Here is an 18,000-nt window from a genome sequence, read left to right on the forward strand (position 1 = left end):
GAAACGGACGGGATTTGAACAGCGGGCGCGCATGGGGGCGGCGGGGTGGAGCGCGTGCAGGGTAACCGTCCGACCAACGCCATCATGACTACCCCGTAGGGGCCGGTTACCAGTCCACATCGCGACGAAGGAGGTGCCTCCGCCCAGCCGGCGTCACTTCAGGCGCAGGTAGAACTCCGCCGCGTCGAGGCGGTTCATCGAGCCGGCCGGGCCGGTGATGACCGCATGCTGACCGGCGACCAGCAGGCCGGTCGCGGAGAGCGCCGTCATGCCGCCGTCGACCTGCTTTGCCGTGGCCCCGGACGCGGACAGATCGACGCCGTCGAGTGAGCCGCTCAGGTTGGTGTTCAGGCTGTGCTCGGAGAAGGAGGGACAGGGATACGTCACGCACACGATCCCGCTGCTGTCGACCCGAGAAAAGTGGCCCTTCGGCGCATTGCCCGTCGCCCCGAGCCAGATCTCGCTGGCGATGAGGACGTCCGCCGGCCGCGACCTCAGGTCGCCGAGCACGACCTGCTTCAGGCCGCCGCGGACCAGCGCCTGCCCGGCACCGAACGCCTCTCTGGCTTTGGCCTCTGTCGAGCGATCGAGCCCGAGCCCGGACAGATCCAGCTCGAACATGTGGCATTCTTCTTGCCAAGTCCCATCGGCGCAGCGGGTCACGCTGGTGTTGACGCGGGCGACGAAATGGCCACCGCACATCGGCGCGGCGCATCTGCGGTAGTCAGGATGGGTCGCGATGAAATAGTCCGCCACGGCGACCTCGGCCGCGGCCAGCGCGCCGACATCGGCCTCGACGTCGAGCTCGGCCTGGGCGAGGTCCCCCGCGAGGCCGCCCTCGCGCGGGGCTTCGCAGGCGAGCGCTGGCGCGGCGAGCACGCCGAGCAGGGCGAGCAGCGAGAAGCGATGATGGGTGAGGTTGAACATCGGTGTTCTCCAGGAGCGGACACGGGTCAACGTGGATGCGAGCGCCTCGGCCGGTCCGCAGGCTCGGGACGCCTTCATGAGCTCCCACGCGTCGAGGGGACGAGCTGTCGCGAGCACGGTATGCACATGCCGCCCTGCCACCTGCTCGCCGTGCTTCGCTCGGAGACAATCGGCTCCAGCGAATCAATATAGTATGCTACCAGACCTGCCGAGTGAAGAGCTGGTCGGAGCAAGAATTCGACGAGCCATGAGGCGTCGCGTAATCGACCTGAAGTGACGTGGATTGTAGGGGACTGTCCCCCAAGCTCATCGGTGCTTTACGGAGAGCTTGACGAACTATGCTGGCACGGGATCGCGCGGTTCCCGGCCGCGGTTCTGACTTGGATTTTGCCGTTCTTGTTGCTCGCGCATCCCCGTGCCCGTGCCCCGTGCCCGAGCGCCGCGGGGAGCATCCGATCTCGGATCGGAACCAGGGTTGGCTGGTGGCATGAGGGTCGGTCGTGGTGAGCTGCGCGCTACCCCGGCTTCTTTGCCACGACGAACGCAACCATCCTCCCGCCACCGACCTCCCGCTCCTCGATCTCGACGAACCCTGCCTCGCGCATCTCGCGGAGGATCGTCCCGCGATCGTAGCTGTGGACGACCGGCGCCTTCCCGAACCAGCGCAGCACCGTGATGATCGCGCCGTAAGGTACCCAGGTGCCGCCGAGGCAGACGTTGGACGAGATGAACGAGCCGCCGGGCTTGAGGAGGTCGAAGAGGGTCTTGAGGGTGCGCCGCCGATCGGGGACGAGGTGGAGGATGGAGTAGGCCCAGGCGCTGTCGAAGTGCTCGGGCTCGTACGGGGTCGGTTCGTCCAGCGTGCCCTGGCGAAAGGTGACGTTGGTCACGGCCTGGGCCTGCTTCTTCTGGTCGGCGATGCGGATCATCTCGCCCGAGACGTCCATCGCGTGGATGTGGCCGGCGTACGGCGACATCGCCAGGGCGAGCGAGCCGGTGCCGCAGCCGATCTCGAGGACTGTGGCGCCCGGGCGCAGGTGCTCGCGGGTGATGGCCTTCTTGCGCTCGAAGGCGGTGACGTTCTCCACCGGCTTGGCGGCGTACTTCTCGGCGATGTCGTCCCAGAACTTGGCGTCGGCGGTCATCGTGGTCGAAGAATCTACGCACGCGGCGCGCCCGCGCCCGGTGCAAGTTCGTGACGCAGGGGCGCAGTTTCGCGCCACCCCTCGGCCTCGCCGCGAAACAGCGCCGCGCGCGCCGTCAGCGCCGCGGTGATGCCCTCGCGCGCGGCCCGCAGGCGCGCGTTGTCCCGGAGGTCGCGGTGGCTGAGGAGCCAGAAATCGGCGACGTGGCGCAGGTCCGGCCTCGCGAGGCGCTGCAGCCCGGGCTCCGGATCGCCGGCGTACGTGGGTAACATCACGAAGCCGAGGCCCGCGTGTGCGGCCTCCATCATGATCGCCATCGACTCGAACGTGCCCCAGATGGGAACCTCGGGATAGCTCGACGACGCGACGAGCTCCCTCACGATCCTGGTCACGCTGGATCCGAGCCAGCGCGCGGGGCGCGCGCCGCGCTCGGGGTCGAGCTGGGCAGCGTGCGCGGTCGCGACGTAGTTGCAGAGGGTGATGGGGACGAGCCGCCGCCAGAGCCGCGCCTCGAGGGCCTCGACCCGCCGCGCCACGGTCGAGTGGCTCACGCCGAGCATCGAGCCCGCCGCGCGGACGGAGCCCGTTCGAGCGAGCGCGAGAAAATGGCGCACGTCATCCCAGTCCACGACGCCGCTAGAAGCCCTGGTAGTCGATCTTCATCTGATCATAGGGAGCGATCATGCTCTCGATGACATCTCCGCTCGGCGAGAAGATGCGCTCGTGCCACTCGGTCGGCTCCCAGATGAAGGTGCCGAGCCCGCGCTTGTCCGGGAGGTTGAACATCAGGTCGTTGGCCGCGCGCTTCTCCCACGAGTACTCCGCCACCACGAACTTCAGGTCGGGATAGCGCTTCACGAGGTCATCGAAGTTCGCCTTCCACCCCGAGGGCGGCCCCTGGTACTCGGTGTAACAGGACTGGCCGAGCACATCGAACTTGACGCCCTGCCCGAGTACCCCGTCGACCCACCAGCGCGTCGCCGCGTTGTCGTCGCAGCGGTCGAGGTGCAGCATGACGGTGATCGTGTCGTCGGCGTCCTTGACGCCCTGGATCCCGGCCTTCAGGAGCGAGCCCAGCCCCTGGAACGCCTGCCCGGTGACGAAGCCGTCAGGCCACAGCAGCCCCTGCGGGATCTCGTTGCCGATCTGGACCATGTCCGGCCGCGCGCCGGCGGCGCTCAGCTGCTCGATCGCGTCCCGCGTGAACTCGCGCATGGCGCTCGCCAGCGCGTCGCCCTCGAGATCGGTCCAGGCGACGGGCTTGTGTTGATCGTCGGGGTCGGCCCATACGTCGCTGTAATGAAAGTCGAGCAGGAACCCCATGTTCGCTCGCTTCACGCGCCGCGCCATCTCGATCGTGTGCTCGAGATCGCAGAAGCCCTCGCGCGAGTAGGGGTCGTCGTCGACGGCCGCGTCGGCGTACACCGCGGTCGGGTCGTTGAACAGGCGCAAGCGGATCCAGTTGAACCCGTGCGCCTTCAAGATCTCGAGGATGTCCTTCTCGACGAGCTTACCCGTCCGCGGATCGATGTCGCGGAACACCTTGCCTCCGGCCTCGCGCTCCTGCACCCAGGAGATGTCCGCGCCGAGGATGAAGCCCTGGGGCGCGCCCGGCGTCCCGTCGCCTCCGCTCCCGCCCGTGCCCGCGCCGCCGGCGCTCGCGGAGGTTCCACCCGCGCCGCCGGTGCTCGCGGACGTTTCACCCGCGCCGGCTCCGCTTCCGGTTGTGCTGCCGCTCGCGCCGCCCGCTCCGCTCCCCGTGGACGCCTCGGCGCCCGTCGATGCGGCCTGACCGGCGCCGCCCCCGCCGGCCGCCCCGGCCCCCGAGCTCTCACCGCACGCGGCGAGCGCCGGAAGCAGCGTCACCACACCCATCCATCCCAGCGTCTGTCGCAGCATCCCTGATCCCGGCGAGGATCCTACCATTGGCCATTCGCGCGATCACGGCGCACGAAGAGGGCGCGTCCACGATCGCGGCGCCGCCGGTAGAAAGATCCGCTGTCGATAGGCGCCAGGGCGCAGAAATGACGAAGGCCCGCCGCACGGCGTGTGCGCGGCGGGCCCTCGGACTGCTCACAGACGATGGTTTACTGCTGCTCCGGCCCCTTGCCCATCCAGTAGCTCTCGGGCGGGCCCAGGAGGCTCTCCTTCACGCCACCGGCGTCCACCACGATCTTCTGGACGATCACGCCCGGATGGACCATCCACACCTTCAGCGTGTGGTCACCCGCCGCGGCGATCGTGTGCTTGGTGCGCATGATGTTGGCGTTGTCCGAGGTGTGCCGCTCCCAGATCTTGTTGCCGTTGCCGTTGAGCTCGACGGCGTGGCTCGTGTTGACCTTCTGGACCGGACCGTCGTCGAACGACACGGCGTACTGCAGGCCCTCGGCCCAGTTCTGGAAGTTGTTCCTGGGCGACACGTAGACATACACGTTCACCGGGCCGCTGCTCGTGAGGTGCATGTCGTACTCGAGGCGAGGCGACGCGGCGCCGGGCTCCTGGGCCTCGGCCGTCACAGGGAACGGCGTCACCCCCGACCCGGTGCGCCCGATGTCCGGGAGCAGCTTCCACTCGACGTCATCCGTGCCGATGGCGCGGCTGAAGTGATCCGCTTCCATCGAGACATAGCCGTTCGCCTCGATGAAGCGGTTCGGCTTCCACGCGACCTGCCGCGGGTCCTCGACGCGGGCGATGACCTCCACCGAGCTCCCGTCCGAGCCCGTGACCGTGATCGGGACGTCGACCGGGAACGTCTGGTTCGTGGGGATCATGACCCAGTCGACCCTCACCGTCGCGCGCACCTCCTTGTCGACGACACCCTGGCTCGGGTAGACGTTCAGCCACGGCGGGCAGGGCGTGTTCGCGGCCCAGCCGGTGGGGCACTCGACCGGGAGCGCGACGTCGATCGCGTACTCGAGCGGCGCGCTGCCGCGGTTGAACACCTCGATGTACTGCTCGGGCTGCGTCTGATACCGGCTGAACGCCGGCAGCTCGGGGGTCACCGTGGTCCCGTCGCCTGCCCCGGCGCCCGTCCAGAAGTTGCTCGATCCGTCGATCGCCACACCGAGCTCGGCCGCTTCGGGGACCTCGATCGAGACGAGCTCAGGCCAGATGAACTCCTGGATGTTGTTGTACTGGTGCTCCGGCTGCTGCCAGGACGGGTTCCCCGGCGCGCCGTAGCCGATGTGCGGCTGCGTCTGGAAGCCTTCCCACTTCCCGTCGGCGAGATCGTGATTGTAGTAGTAGGAGAGCGCCAGATCGTCCTGGAGCCGCGCCTCGGCGATGGCCGCCAGGTCGTTCGTGGCCGCGCGCCCCTGCGCCGCGTAGAGCTTGTTCTTGAAGCCAGCCAGGCGCAGCGCGTACAGGTTGGCGGTCGCCTTCACCTGGTAGAGCACGAGCTGGAAGTAGGCGTCCTGCACCTCCTCCGGCAGGAGCCTGGCCGCGAACTCCGCCTGCGAGGCCAGCGCCTCCCACTCCTCCGTGACGCTCTCGAGCTCGCGGTAGTTCGTGAGGCTGAACGGGCTCGCGCCGTCGTCGTACGTGATCGCGGCCGTGTCGGGATCCGGGACGTCGGTCGTGGGCGCGCTGACCAGGAGATCGTAATCGACGGTGATCTTCCGGTTGGTCAGCTCCGGCTTGCGATCCGACTGCAGCAGCGCGTAGCTGTGCAGGATGTCGGCGATGATGTCCGCGTGCTCGGAGCCGAACTGCTGCTCGGTCCACCGCCGCTCCCAGTCGCCGATGCGCTCGACCGGCCAGCGGTCCGGGTTCCACGCGTAGTCGAGGAAGAACTGGAGCGGGAGCTCCTCGTTCTTGAAGTCTCCGACGTTGACGACCCAGAGCCGATCCACGCCGTAGTTGTAGGCGAGGTGGAGCTGCTCCCAGACGTTGGGCAGGAGGATCGTGTCGACCCACTTGTAGTTACGGCCGCCGCCGACGTAGTCGAAGTGGTAGTAGAGGCCGAAGCCGCCGGCCCGCTCCGTGCCGAGCTCCGGCAGGCGCTTCATGTTGGACCAGTTGTCGTCGCAATAGACCACCGTGACGTCGTCCGGCACGGTGATGCCGGCGTCCCAGTAACCCTGGATCTCCTTGTACAGCGTCCAGACCTGGGGGATGGTCGTCACGTCCTGCCCCGTCACGTCCTCGAGGATCTTCCGCTGGGACGCGACGATATCCTGCATGAGCGGGATGCCGTCCGCCGGGGGCAGGCTGACGTCGCCGGGGCCGCGCATGCCGAGCGTGACGACGCCCTCGATCTTCTCGTCGACCATCCGCTGGATGCCCTTGGTCCAGTGCTTCTTCAGCGCGTCGGAGTTCACCGAGAAGCGCCACTCGCCGGTGCCGCCGTACGGATCGTTCCCTGGCTTGGTGATGGTGCCTGCCGCATCCCTCTGCGCCGCGACCGCGTGGCGATTCCACTCCTCGATACCCTGCATCATCGGGGCCTCGTGGGAGGTCCCCATCACGATGCCGTACCGCGTGGCCGTCGCGTGGTTCTCCGGGTCGTCCTCGCCGAACGCCCGGCCCCAGACGGCCGGCCAGATGTAGTTCGCCTTCATGCGGAGCGCGACCTCGAAGATCTTCTCCCAGTAAAGGTGGTTGAGCCCTCCGGGGAAGCCCTCCGCCTTGCCCGGCCCGAACATCTTGGCCGCCCAGTTGCCCGTCGCGGGGTTCTCGTCGTTGATGAAGAACCCGCGGTACTTCACCTTCGGTTCGCCCTGGGTGTGCTGCCCGGGGAGCACGAACAGCGCCTGCTTCTTCTGGGCCGGGACGTCGTCCCACCAGTACAGGGGCGACACGCCGATCTGCGAGGAGAGGTCGTACGCGCCGAAGATGGTGCCGCGCTGGTCGCTGCCCGCGATGACGAGCGCTCGGTCCACGCCCTCCACCGGCTGCTCGACGATCTGCGTGACGAACGTCTCCCACTTCCCCGTCAAGCCGGAGACGTCGAGCCGCTCGTCCGCCACCAGCTGATCGATGATCGGGCTGTTGCCCACCGTCCCGACGAGGACCACCTCCTTCGCCGACGCCGGGATCTCGTGGTTGACGGCCGCGGCAGCGCCGGTCACCCGCTGGATGTCCGACGCGAGGTCGTCCACGACGCGGTTCACGCCCGCATAATCGCTCTCGCTGACGACCAGCGGTGCGACCTTGCCGCTCACGGCGAGGGGGAAGCGATCCGCTCCACCTTCGGTTGAAACGTACTTCTCCAGGGCGCCCGTCACCGGGTCGACCGGCGACACCGGCGTCTCGCCGGGCGGGCCCTGCGGCCCCGGCTCGCCGGGCGCGCCCGGCTCTCCCGGATCGCCCTTCGCTCCATCCGACCCGCAGGCGGTCAACGAAGCGAGCGACATGGGGAGCAGCAAGCAGAGTAGCGAGGATCCGATTCGACCCTTCCTGATGACCATGCGTGCGTAACTCATAACGGTGTTTCCCTCGTTGATGCGGCTGACCGGCGTCGTCGACGCGCCCGCGCTGGACACGGGCCGTGACCTCCGGCGCTGAGGCCGGGCGCTCCTATGCAATCGTCCAAATCCCTGCGGCGATCCGCGCGACCGTGATCGCGATCCCGGTGATCACGAGGCGCCGTTCCGAGCGCTCACGCCGTGGCGATCCCGGTGATCACCACGGCGTGAGGTGCACACCGACGGTCCCGAGGCCGTGCAGGCTCGACCCGCGCCGGCCGCGCCGGACAGGACGCGCCCGCTCCGGGCCGCCGGAGGCGCGTGGATAACGAGGCGCCCTTGACGCGCGGACACGGTCCGGCGCGAAAGGCCCCTCGCTGTACGCCGCGTCTCCGGCGGTCGGGCTGGTCTCCGTCGTCGATAGTTGTTGACAGATGAAGCTCGGAGGCGGAGTTCGCCTTCTCTGCACAAGTTGGCTGGGTGTCACCCAGGTTGCACCTCGCTGGTGTGGCCCGGGAGAATTCCCGCAGCGCGCTGATCTGATCACGCAATCGCCTCGATTTTTCGGGGTGGCATCCGTTTTCGTCATCGCGGCGCGCGGGGGGGACGCCGACATGCATCGAGGTGGCTGTTGCATGGCGCGCGGGTCCCCTGGCTTACCGCAGCGGTGATGAGTGACAGTGTTTATGAAGTCCCGCGCGTCGATGAGAAAGAAGGCGTTGTTCTGATAAACGATGCTTCCCTGGGCATCTGCAAGCGTCGAGAGCGCCGCCGCAACGACACTCAAAACGCCAGGATGCCGCATCAGTCACCCCGCCTCGAAGCGAACAAGGATAAGTAAGTCTCATTACAAATAAATGAAGAGAGGGGTTCAGCCAGGCTGGCCCGTCTCGGCGCGATACTGCTTCGAGAACAGCGCCATTGCAAGAGGAGGCTCTCGGGCGCTCCAACAGGGCTTTGAGGCACAGGGGTCGCGTCATTGTGTGCCGAGGATAGTCCTTTTGTGCCATCCTGGGTCAGTGGCAAGCGTTGAAGGCGGCACGTCAATGTCGCGGCGCTTCGCGTTGCGACGTCGCCCCTAGCGCTGTCCGCCTGCGGATGGAGGCTGGAAGCCGCGGAGCGGCACGGCGCCGCCGCGATGCGAGGACGGTGTGGCGCGCCGCTTGCCCTGCGCCATGGATGGCACAGTCTCCACAGGTTCGTTGGGAAAGAAAGGGCAACACCATGAGAGCACATCGCATCATCCAGGGAGCGCTCCTGCTGGCTGCGGCGCAGCTTCCTTTCGTCATCGGTTGCGCGCCCGTCGCCGAGGGGCCGGACAGCGGCGACGACGCGGATCCCGGGCCGGAGTCGTCCGACGCCACGTCGGGCGGCGGCGCGGACGCGCCCGATCCGGCTCTGGATCTGTTCGCTTGCAACTTCGAGCCGAGCTGTGAGCCGGTCACCATGCACTCCTATCCGAGCCCGCCAGAGGCGCTCCCGTGCGCGGCCAAGCTGGTGACCGGAGGCGGCACGGGCGTCCTCAGCTCGCTGCTCGCGCCTGGCCCGTACATCGACGAGACCGAATCGCTGATCTTCGTCCTGGGCGACGGCACCGCGCTGGTGCAGACGCGCGAGAGGCACTGCGGGCGCGAAGGGATGGAGTGCGGGCCGACACTTGTGTGGGAGGCGCCGTCGCCCCATCAGATCTGCGACCTCGTCGTCTCTCCGGACCTCGAAGCGGCGTGCGAGGAGGACGCCGAGGGGTGCGCCTGGAGGCCGTGGGCTGACGTGGCGAACTGCCGGTCCGTCGAGGAGCACACATGCGAGGACGTCACCGCGCTGCTCGCGGCCATGTGATCGCGGCGGGGCGCGCCGGCCGCGAGCCGCTGAGCTCGGCCAGAGCCCCCGTCGGAACGGCCAGATCGTCTGTGCCTGCTCGGCTGGAGGTCCGCGATCGCGGCGCGTTCGGATCGACCTGGGTCCGGGCACGCGGGCGCTGGCCGCTCGGCCGAGGTCAAGTATGCTCCCGGGCCGCCCGTGAGACCCTGGCCGCCGCCATGCCGCTGATCGTCGTCGAGGACCTGCGCAAGGCGTACCGGGTGGCCGAGCGCCGGCCGGGCGCCCTGGGCGCGCTCGCCGGGCTCGTGCGCCCGCGCTACCGCGCGGTCGACGCGCTCGCGGGCGTCTCGTTCTCGCTCGATCGGGGCGAGCTCGTCGGGTACATCGGGCCGAACGGCGCCGGCAAGTCGACGACGGTCAAGATCCTGGCGGGCATCCTCGTGCCGGACTCGGGGCGATGCGAGGTGGCCGGCCGCGTCCCGTGGCGCGAGCGCATCGCGCACGTGGGGCGCCTCGGCGTCGTGTTCGGCCAGCGCACGCAGCTCCTGTGGGATCTGCCGGTGATCGACTCGTTCGAGCTCCTCCGGGACATCTACCGCGTCGGCGCGGCCGAGCACGCCCGCGCGCGCGACGAGCTCGTCGCGATGCTCGATCTCGGGCCGCTGCTCGACACGCCGGTGCGGCAGCTCAGCCTCGGCCAGCGCATGCGGTGCGATCTCGCGGCCGCGCTGCTCCACGCGCCCGACCTGCTCTTCCTCGACGAGCCCACGATAGGCCTCGACGCCGTCTCGAAGCTCGCGGTGCGGCGCTTCGTGCAGCGGCTCAACCGCGAGCGCGGCGTCACGGTGATCCTGACGACGCACGACATGGACGACATCGAGGCCCTCTGCTCGCGGGTCATCCTCATCGCCGGGGGGCGGGTGCTCTCGGACGGCTCGCTCGAGGCGCTGCGCGCGCAGGTCACCGCGGAGCGCTGGCTCATCGTGGACCTGGCGGACCCGGCGGCGGAGATCGCCGAGCCGCGCGCCGAGGTGATCCGCCGCGAGGGCGCCCGCGTGACGCTGCGCTTCGACCCCGCCGCGATCTCGACGGCGGAGCTGGTCGGGCGCGTCACGGCCCGCATCCCGGTGCGCGACCTGCTGGTGCAGAACCCGCCCATCGACGAGATCGTGGCGCGGCTCTACGGCGAGGGCGGCGACGCGGGGGCGCCGCCGTGAGCGCGCCGTTCGAGCGCTTTGCGGCCAATTTCGCCGCCTGTGCCGCCGTGTTCCGGGCGCGCTGCCGCGCGCTCCTGCAGTACCGCGCCGCGGCCGCGGCCGGGTTCGGCACGCAGCTGTTCTGGGGGTTCATCAAGGTCATGGTGCTCGAGGCGTTCTACGGGAACGCCGTCTCGGGCGCGCCGCCGCCGATGGCGCTCGGACAGGCGATCACGTACACGTGGCTCGGACAGGCGTTCTTCCAGCTGCTGCCGTTCTCGACGAACCCCGACCCCGAGGTGCGCGAGCTGATCCGCACCGGCGCGGTGGGCTACGAGCTGGCGCGCCCGCTCGATCTGCACGCGCTCTGGCTCGCCCGCGCGCTCGCCGCGCGCGTCGCGCCGACGCTGCTGCGCGCGGTCCCGATGTTCGCGGTCGCGGTGCCGCTCCTCGGGATGGGGCTGCCGCCGTCGCTGGCCGCCGCGGGCGCGTGGGCGGCGGCGATGGTCGGCGCGGCGGCGCTCGTGGGCGCGTTCGCGACGGCGGTGACGTCGACGATGCTGTGGACGACGTCCGGCGACGGCATCGCGCGGATCGTGCCGTCGCTCGTGCTCGTCGCCTCCGGCATGATCGTGCCGCTGCCGCTATTTCCGGCGTGGATGCTGCCGTGGCTCGACGCGCTGCCGTTCCGGGGCATGGTCGACGCGCCGTTCCGGCTCTACCTCGGGCACCTGCCCGCGGGCGCGCTCCCCGGCGTGCTGCTGCACCAGGCGCTGTGGACCGCCGTGTTCGTGGCGCTCGGCAGGGCGATGGTCGCGCGCGGCCTGCGCCGGCTCGTGGTGCAGGGCGGCTGAGGGGCGAGGGCGAGGAACAGACGAGGACTGACGAGGACTGACGAGGACTGACGAGATGTCGCTCGATTTAACGAGGCTTTACCTCCGGCTGGCCGCCGCGTCGCTGCGGGCGCAGATGCAGTATCGCGCGTCGTTCGTGATGTGGTCTGTCGGGCAGTTCATCACCGTGGGCATCGAGCTGCTCGGGGCGTGGGCGCTGTTCGACCGGTTCGGCGCGGTCCGAGGGTGGCGCTTCGCGGAGGTGGCGCTGCTGTTCGGCCTCGTCAACGTCTCGTTCGCGCTCGCCGAGTCGTTCGGCCGCGGGTTCGACACCTTCTCCGCGATGGTGAGGTCGGGCGATTTCGACCGGCTCCTCCTGCGCCCGCGCTCCACGGCGTTCCAGGTCGCCACCGGGGAGTTCCAGTTCCTGCGCGCAGGGCGGCTCGCGGTCGGCCTCGTGATGCTCCTGTGGGCCGGCAGCGCGCTGAGCCTGGGCTGGACGGCGGCCAGGCTGGCGCTGCTCGCCGGCGCGATCGTCGGCGGCGCGTGCGTGTTCTACGGACTCCTCGTGCTCCAGGCCACGCTGTGCTTCTGGACGGTCGAGTCGCTGGAGATCATGAACACGTTGACCTATGGCGGCACGGAGGCGGCGCAGTACCCGCTGACCCTGTACCGCGACTGGTTTCGGCGCTTCTTCACGTTCGTCGTGCCGCTCGCGTTCGTGAGCTACATCCCCGCGGGCGCGCTGCTCGAGCGCCCCACGGTCCCGGCGCTGCCGGAGGCCGCGCGCTGGGCGTCGCCGCTCGTGGGCGTGGCGTTCCTGCTCGTGTCGCTGCGCATCTGGCGGTTCGGGGAGCGGCGGTACCAGTCCACCGGGTCCTGAAGCAGCGGGCGGGGCGCCGGTGCAAAGGCCAGAGGCCGCCGCTTTGTCAGCGGGCGCTGTCAGGTGTCAGCGATCGATGACACCTGACAGCGCCCGCTGACAGGCGGCGGCGGTGCACGGCGGCGCGCTCCGCAGGACTGCGTGCGGGGCGGGCTCGGCACGCTGCCTGCAAAAGCGTTGAAGCGCTGAGGCGTTGAAGCGTTGAAGCGTTGAAGCGTTGAAGCGCCCCGGCACTCAGACGGCAGCGAAGAACGGGCTTCGCGCGCCAGAGATCAACGGAAACCGGCGAGGCGGCCCGCGCCGCCTCGCCGACGATGGAGGATGTACCATGCTCTCTCTCAACAAGACCCTCGGTCACTTTGGAATCGCTCTCTGCAACTCCACCCTCGCGCTCTCGCTCCTCGGCGCCGCCGCGCTGATTCCGGGCTGCGTCGCCGGCACCGACGAGCCGTGCAGCGACGGCGCCTGCGAGAGCGAGCTGGGCGACGGGCTGGACGTCAGCTCGGGCGAGGCCGAGGACGTCGGTGAGGCCGATTCGGCGCTGGCGGTGAACGACGTGGGCGTCATCCCGAACAGCGCGTGCCCGGCCGGCGTCGAGAAGATCACGATCTTCATGGACGACGAGGATACGAGCAACGGCAACGACCACGACGGCTGGATCGGCGCGACGCAGAGCAGCAGCAACACCAACTTCGTCTTTTGCCGCGTGCCGGGGACCTCCTTCAAGCCGCTCAATACCGCGGAGCCGTACGCCGTGCTCAAGCTCGGCATCTCCTGCCCGGCCGGCTCCGAGGCCTTCTCGCGCACCTTCGACAACGAGGACACGTCGAACAGCAACTCGTTCACGGGGAACATCTTTCCCAACACCAGCTCGCAGAGCCCCTCGAAGACCACGCTCGCGTTCTGCCTGTTCCGCGGCAGCGCTAGCGCGATGAGCAGCTTCCCGAGCCTGGGCTTCAGCTACGGGATCCTGTCGCGCGCGGGCCTCTCGAAGAGCCTGGGGGAAGGCTGGATCGAGACGGACGACGAGGACACCTCGAACGGGAACAGCATGTTTTTCTCCTGGTCGGCGCTCGACGTCGCCAAGACCAACGACGCCACCCAGATCGTGAGCAACGAGGCCGACTCCAAGACGAGGCTGCGCACGGCCCGCGTGAAGTGAGATCCGCGCCGCGCGGGGAGGGCCGCGCGCGATAGATTTCGCCGGGCGATCCACGTACTGTCCGGTGCATGAAGCCGGCCAGGGACGAGCCCGAGCCCTGCACGCTCACGAGCGTGGATCGCGATCGCTCGCTCCGCATGCCCTCCCTCCGTGTCCGCGTCACCTCGCCGCAAGGTCACGTGACGGAGGCGCTCCTCGATATCAGCCCTGTCATCGTCGGGACCGGCCAGGACTGCACCCTGGTCGTCCCCGACGCCCGGGTCTCGCGCCGGCACTGCGAGCTGCGCCTCACGCCCGAGGGGATCTTCCTCCGCGATCTGGGCAGCAAGAACGGCACGCTGCTCGGCCAGACGGCCATCCTGGAGGCGCGCCTCCCCCCCCGGGTGGCCGTGCTCATCGGCGACTCGGAGCTCGTCGTCCACCCGGCCGGCGAGCCCCGGCTCGTGCCGTTGTCGCCGACTGGCATGTTCGGCGGCGCCATCGGCCGGAGCTTCGCCATGCGCGCGCTCTTCGCCAAGCTGGAGCGCGCCGCCGCCACCGATCAGACCCTCCTCCTGCTCGGCGAGTCCGGGACCGGCAAGGAGGTGCTGGCCAGGGCCATCCACGAGCACAGCCCGCGCAGGAACGGGCCTTTCGTCGTCTTCGATTGCGGCGCGACGACGGCCAACCTGGTGGAGTCCGAGCTGTTCGGCCACACCCGCGGCGCCTTCACCGGCGCCCACGCCGCGCACGCCGGCCTGCTCGAGGAGGCGAGCGGCGGCACGCTGTTCATCGACGAGATCGGCGAGCTGCCGCTCGAGCTCCAGCCCAAGCTGCTGCGGGCGCTGGAGGCGCGCCAGGTCCGGCGGCTCGGCGCCAGCGATTTCCGGCCGTTCGACGCGCGCATCGTCGCCGCCACGCACAGGAACCTGCGCGCCCGGGCGGCGGAGGGGCAGTTCCGCGAGGACCTCTATTACCGGCTCGCCGTGGTCGAGGTCCAGGTCCCGGCGCTGCGCGAGCGCAAGGACGACCTCCCCGCCCTGGTGGAGCGCTTCCTCGCCGCGCACAACCCGCCTCGCTCCCTCGCCGATCTGCCGCCGAACGCCCTGTCGCTGCTCGCCGCCCACGACTGGCCGGGCAACGTGCGGGAGCTGCGCAACGTGGTGGCGCGCCTGCTCCTGTTCCCGGAGACGGTCGACGAGCTGCTCCGGCCCCTCAAGGAGGGCGCCGCGGCGGCGCGCCCACCTGCCCCCGCGCCCGGGCCCGCGGCCGCGACGGCGCGCCTGGACCCGCTGCTCGAGATGCCGCTGCTCGAGGCCCGCGAGATGGTGATGGAGCAGTTCGAGCGGAGCTACCTGACCGCCTGGCTGGGCCGCCACAAGGGCAACATCTCGCGCGCGGCCGGCGCCATGGGCGTGTCGAGGCAGCTCGTGCACAAGCTCCTCGACAAGCACGGAATTCGGCCGAAAGGGGAGCCCTGATGCCGGCCTCGCGGGCCGCCGCCCGCCGCGCGCCGTGGCTCGCGGCGGGCGTGGCGCTGCTGCTCGCGCTGCCGCCCGGCATTGCGGGCGCAGAGGGCCCGGCGGGGCTCAACGCCACGTTGAACGAGGCGGACGTCGCGCACCTCAGGGCGGAGAGGCTCTTCGAGGAGGAACGCCTGGCCGAGGCCGCCGCGCTCGCCGAGCGCGACGTCGCCCTGCACGAGAAGGTCGTCGCCTTCTACAAGGGTCGGCTGCCGAAGCAGCACACCCCGGCCACGCCGTCGCCCGAGCTGCTCCTCGGCGCGGCGCTCGATCAGCTCGGGTGGGTCCTGATCGAGCTGGGCCAGCACCGGCGCGCCGAGGAGGTCTTCGCGCGCGCCCACGCCATCTACGGGCGCATCCTCGTCGCCGGCGACGAGGAGCTCGCGGGCCTCTCGATCGCCGGGCTCGCGCGCCTCGCGGCCCTCCGCGGCGACAGCGCCGCCGCCGAGGGGCTGCGGCGCGAGATCGTCGCGTTCGACGCCCTGCTGGGCAGCCCGTTCCCCTGCCTCGCCTACAGCGAGGTCGGCCGCCTGTTCGCGATGAAGGCAGACCTCGACGTGGCCGAGGCCATGCTCAGGCTCGCCGCGGAGAGCTATCGGGGCAAGCCCGCGGTGCAGGTCGAGCTGCTCCGCAACCAGGCCGATCTGGCCCTGGAGAGGGGCGAGCCCGAGGTCGCCGAGCCGCTGCTCGTCAAGGCGCTCGAGGCCGCCAGCGCCAGCGCGCGCGCCGCTGGTACGCCGAGCCCGCGCCTCGCCCGCGTCCTCGACAGCCTGGGCCGCCTCCACCTGGCGATCGGCAGGCCCGACCGCGCCGTGCAGGCGTTCACGCGGGCGCTCGCGCTCCAGGAGGAGGCGCTCGGCCCCGGGCACCTGGCGGCCGCCGAGTCGCTCGACGGCCTCGCGCTCGGACACATGCAGCGCGGCGAGCCGGCGCGGGCCGCGCCGCTGCTCGATCGCGCGCTCGCCATCCGCGAACAGGTGCTCGGGCCGGGGCACCCGGCCACCGCCGCGCTGCGCCTGCACCTCGGCGACCTGCGGCGCGCGACCGGCGACGACGGCGCCGCCGCCGCGCTCTACCAGCGGGCGCAGGCCGATCTCGCGGAGGCGTCGGGGCCGGATCACCCCGCCGTGGCCGAGGCGCTGCTGCGGCGCGCCGCCCTGGCCCGCGGCGGCGATCGGCCCGATCCGGGGCGCTCGGAGGCGCTCTCGCAGCGGGCCCTCGCGATCGTCGAGAAGGTCTTCGGCCCCCTGCACCCCAGGGTGGCCGACGCGCTCGACGCGCTCGCCGAGGGCCACCTGCGCGCAGGGGGCATCCCGAGCGCGGCGCAGGCCCTCGCGCGGAGCACGGAGATCCGCGACCGCCGCGCGGCGGCGCTGCTCGCGGACAGCTCCGAGGAGCAGAAGCTCGCCGCCGTGGAGGCGCTGCGCGGCCAGACCGACCTCGTCCTGGCGCTGCCCGCGGCGGCCTCGCCGCAGGGCGGCGCGGCGGTGGACCTGGCGTTCACCACGATCCTGCGGCGCAAAGGCCGCGCCCTCGACGCGCTGGCGACGGGCCGCGCCGCCCTGCGCGATCGGCAGAGGCCGGAGGACGCGCGGCTGCTCCGCGAGCTCGTGGCGATCCAGGGCGCGATCGTCGACGCCATCGTGCGCGGCCCGGGCGCCGTGCCGGCCGCGGAGCACGACGCCGCGCTCGCCGCGCTGGAGCGCCAGAAGGCCCGGCTCGAGGCGGAGCTGGGCAAGCGCGGCGCGACCCTCCTGCGCGACGACCGGCTGGTGACGCTCGCCGAGGTGAAGGCGGCGATCCCGGAGGACGCGGCGCTCGTCGAGATGATCGTGCGCCGCCCCGTGGGCGAGGCCGCGGAGGCCCCGCGCCTCGCGGCGTACGTGCTGCGCCGGCGCGGCGCCGCCCGCTTCGTGGACCTCGGCGAGGCGCGCGCCGCCGCTGGCCTGGTGGACGAGCTTCGGCAGGCGCTGGCGAGCCCGCGGCGCGATCCGGCGCCGGCCGCCCGGGCCCTCGACGAGCGCGTGCTGCGGCCGCTCCGGCCGCTCCTTGGCGACGCGCGCCGGATCCTGATCAGCCCGGATGGCGAGCTCAACCTGGTCCCGTTCGGCGCCTTGCTCGACGAGGGCGGGCGCGCGCTGATCGAGCGCTTCACCTTCACCTACCTGTCGAGCGGGCGCGATCTCGTGCGCTTCCTCCACGATGAGACGCCGCCCGAGCCCGGGCCGGCCGCCGTGCTGATCGGCGCGCCGGACTTCGGCGATCCCGACCGGCAGCGCTCGCGCTACCGCCCGGGGGCAGGCCCCGATTCGGTCGAGCTCGGCGACATCCGCTTCCGCCCGCTGCCCGGCACGGCCGAGGAGATCGCGGCGATCGGCGCGGTGATCCCGGGAGCGAAGGCGCTCACCGGCGCCGCGGCGACCGAGGAGGCCGTGCAGGCCGTGGCGCACCCGCGCATCCTCCACATCGCCACGCACGGCTTCTTCCTGCCGCCCGTCGTCGCGTCGGCCGGGCGGGCCCTCGAGAGCCCGCTGCTGCGCGGCGGCCTGGCGCTGGCGACGGCCAACCAGCCCGTCACGGGGCGAGAGGACGGGATCTTGACCGCGCACGAGCTCGCCGGCCTGGATCTCTACGGGACGCGGCTCGTTGTGCTCTCGGCCTGCGAGACCGGGGTCGGCGCGGCCCGCAGCGGCGATGGAGTGTACGGCCTCCGGCGCGCGGTGCTGATGGCGGGAGCGCAGACCCTGGTGATGAGCCTGTGGAAGATCAGCGATCAGGAGACGCGCGATCTGATGGTGCAGTACCACCGCCGGCTCCAGGGCGGCGGCGGGCGCAGCGAGGCGTTGCGCGAGGCCGCGCTCGCGGTGCGCGCCGCGCCCGGCAACCAGCACCCCTTCTACTGGGCCGGCTTCATCAGCGCCGGAGACGGGTCGAGCCTCGATGGCAAGGACGTCCCGCAGCGGCCGGCGCCGCCCCCGCCGGTCGCGCCCGGCCCGCGCGGCTGCGGCTGCGCCGTCGGCCCGGGATCGGGCGGAAGCGCCGCAGCCCTCGCGCTCGCCGCGCTCCTGCTGGGGTGCCTTCGCCGGCGCCGCCGGCCCGAGGACAGGCGTGCTTGAGCTCTTGCGC

12 protein-coding genes are annotated in these 18,000 nt (G+C 71.0%); 7 read left to right on the top strand and 5 right to left on the bottom strand.

The window, feature by feature from the left end:
- Nucleotides 1-153 precede the first annotated feature (153 nt).
- The 5 genes from ACSRUE_RS14820 to ACSRUE_RS14840 all read right to left on the bottom strand — a co-directional run bounded on the left by ACSRUE_RS14820 (nt 154) and on the right by ACSRUE_RS14840 (nt 7,426).
- On the bottom strand, nt 154-927 hold the full coding sequence (locus tag ACSRUE_RS14820; protein WP_441291552.1) for a DUF6748 domain-containing protein: 774 nt from the start codon (nt 925-927) through the stop codon (nt 154-156).
- A gap of 515 nt (nt 928-1,442) precedes the next feature.
- Nucleotides 1,443-2,072, bottom strand: a complete 630-nt coding sequence (locus tag ACSRUE_RS14825; RefSeq protein WP_441291553.1) for a class I SAM-dependent methyltransferase — start codon at nt 2,070-2,072, stop codon at nt 1,443-1,445.
- 14 nt (nt 2,073-2,086) lie between these two features.
- Nucleotides 2,087-2,686 carry a helix-turn-helix domain-containing protein gene (locus ACSRUE_RS14830; RefSeq protein ID WP_441291554.1) on the bottom strand — a complete coding sequence of 200 codons (600 nt, stop codon included), beginning with the start codon at nt 2,684-2,686 and terminating at the stop codon, nt 2,087-2,089.
- 22 nt (nt 2,687-2,708) lie between these two features.
- Entirely contained in the window at nt 2,709-3,938 is a 1,230-nt protein-coding gene (locus ACSRUE_RS14835; protein ID WP_441291555.1) for a glycosyl hydrolase 53 family protein, read from the bottom strand.
- Between the two features lie 221 nt (nt 3,939-4,159).
- A complete protein-coding gene (locus ACSRUE_RS14840; RefSeq protein WP_441291556.1) occupies nt 4,160-7,426 on the bottom strand; it encodes a glycosyl hydrolase 115 family protein in 3,267 nt (1,088 codons plus the stop codon).
- A gap of 1,275 nt (nt 7,427-8,701) precedes the next feature.
- On the opposite strand from ACSRUE_RS14840, the gene ACSRUE_RS14845 reads away from it, so the two are divergent.
- The 7 genes from ACSRUE_RS14845 (at nt 8,702) to ACSRUE_RS14875 (ending at nt 17,990) form a co-directional block, all read left to right on the top strand.
- Entirely contained in the window at nt 8,702-9,316 is a 615-nt protein-coding gene (locus tag ACSRUE_RS14845; RefSeq protein WP_441291557.1) for a hypothetical protein, read from the top strand.
- A gap of 200 nt (nt 9,317-9,516) precedes the next feature.
- Entirely contained in the window at nt 9,517-10,515 is a 999-nt protein-coding gene (locus tag ACSRUE_RS14850; RefSeq protein WP_441291558.1) for an ABC transporter ATP-binding protein, read from the top strand.
- Nucleotides 10,512-11,348 carry an ABC transporter permease gene (locus ACSRUE_RS14855; protein WP_441291559.1) on the top strand — a complete coding sequence of 279 codons (837 nt, stop codon included), beginning with the start codon at nt 10,512-10,514 and terminating at the stop codon, nt 11,346-11,348. The genes ACSRUE_RS14850 and ACSRUE_RS14855 overlap by 4 nt, the downstream gene beginning before the upstream one ends.
- A gap of 55 nt (nt 11,349-11,403) precedes the next feature.
- Nucleotides 11,404-12,210, top strand: a complete 807-nt coding sequence (locus tag ACSRUE_RS14860) for an ABC transporter permease (protein WP_441291560.1) — start codon at nt 11,404-11,406, stop codon at nt 12,208-12,210.
- Between the two features lie 328 nt (nt 12,211-12,538).
- The gene (locus tag ACSRUE_RS14865) at nt 12,539-13,372 is read left to right on the top strand and encodes a hypothetical protein (RefSeq protein ID WP_441291561.1); all 834 of its coding nucleotides are present in this window, start codon (nt 12,539-12,541) and stop codon (nt 13,370-13,372) included.
- A 68-nt stretch (nt 13,373-13,440) separates the two neighbouring features.
- A complete protein-coding gene (locus ACSRUE_RS14870) occupies nt 13,441-14,832 on the top strand; it encodes a sigma 54-interacting transcriptional regulator (RefSeq protein ID WP_441291562.1) in 1,392 nt (463 codons plus the stop codon).
- Nucleotides 14,832-17,990, top strand: a complete 3,159-nt coding sequence (locus ACSRUE_RS14875; protein ID WP_441291563.1) for a CHAT domain-containing protein — start codon at nt 14,832-14,834, stop codon at nt 17,988-17,990. Before ACSRUE_RS14870 ends, ACSRUE_RS14875 begins: the two co-directional genes overlap by 1 nt.
- Nucleotides 17,991-18,000 lie beyond the last annotated feature (10 nt).

It is taken from the genome of Sorangium sp. KYC3313 (genome assembly GCF_052075895.1).
GTDB lineage: Bacteria > Myxococcota_A > Polyangia > Polyangiales > Polyangiaceae > Sorangium > Sorangium cellulosum_B.

Coding starts and splice junctions, on each gene's coding strand:
- ACSRUE_RS14820 (WP_441291552.1), bottom strand. CDS start 927: ATGTTCAACCTCACCCATCATCGCTTCTCGCTGCTCGCCCTGCTCGGC.
- ACSRUE_RS14825 (WP_441291553.1), bottom strand. CDS start 2,072: ATGACCGCCGACGCCAAGTTCTGGGACGACATCGCCGAGAAGTACGCC.
- ACSRUE_RS14840 (WP_441291556.1), bottom strand. CDS start 7,426: ATGTCGCTCGCTTCGTTGACCGCCTGCGGGTCGGATGGAGCGAAGGGC.
- ACSRUE_RS14845 (WP_441291557.1), top strand. CDS start 8,702: ATGAGAGCACATCGCATCATCCAGGGAGCGCTCCTGCTGGCTGCGGCG.
- ACSRUE_RS14850 (WP_441291558.1), top strand. CDS start 9,517: ATGCCGCTGATCGTCGTCGAGGACCTGCGCAAGGCGTACCGGGTGGCC.
- ACSRUE_RS14860 (WP_441291560.1), top strand. CDS start 11,404: ATGTCGCTCGATTTAACGAGGCTTTACCTCCGGCTGGCCGCCGCGTCG.
- ACSRUE_RS14865 (WP_441291561.1), top strand. CDS start 12,539: ATGCTCTCTCTCAACAAGACCCTCGGTCACTTTGGAATCGCTCTCTGC.
- ACSRUE_RS14870 (WP_441291562.1), top strand. CDS start 13,441: ATGAAGCCGGCCAGGGACGAGCCCGAGCCCTGCACGCTCACGAGCGTG.
- ACSRUE_RS14875 (WP_441291563.1), top strand. CDS start 14,832: ATGCCGGCCTCGCGGGCCGCCGCCCGCCGCGCGCCGTGGCTCGCGGCG.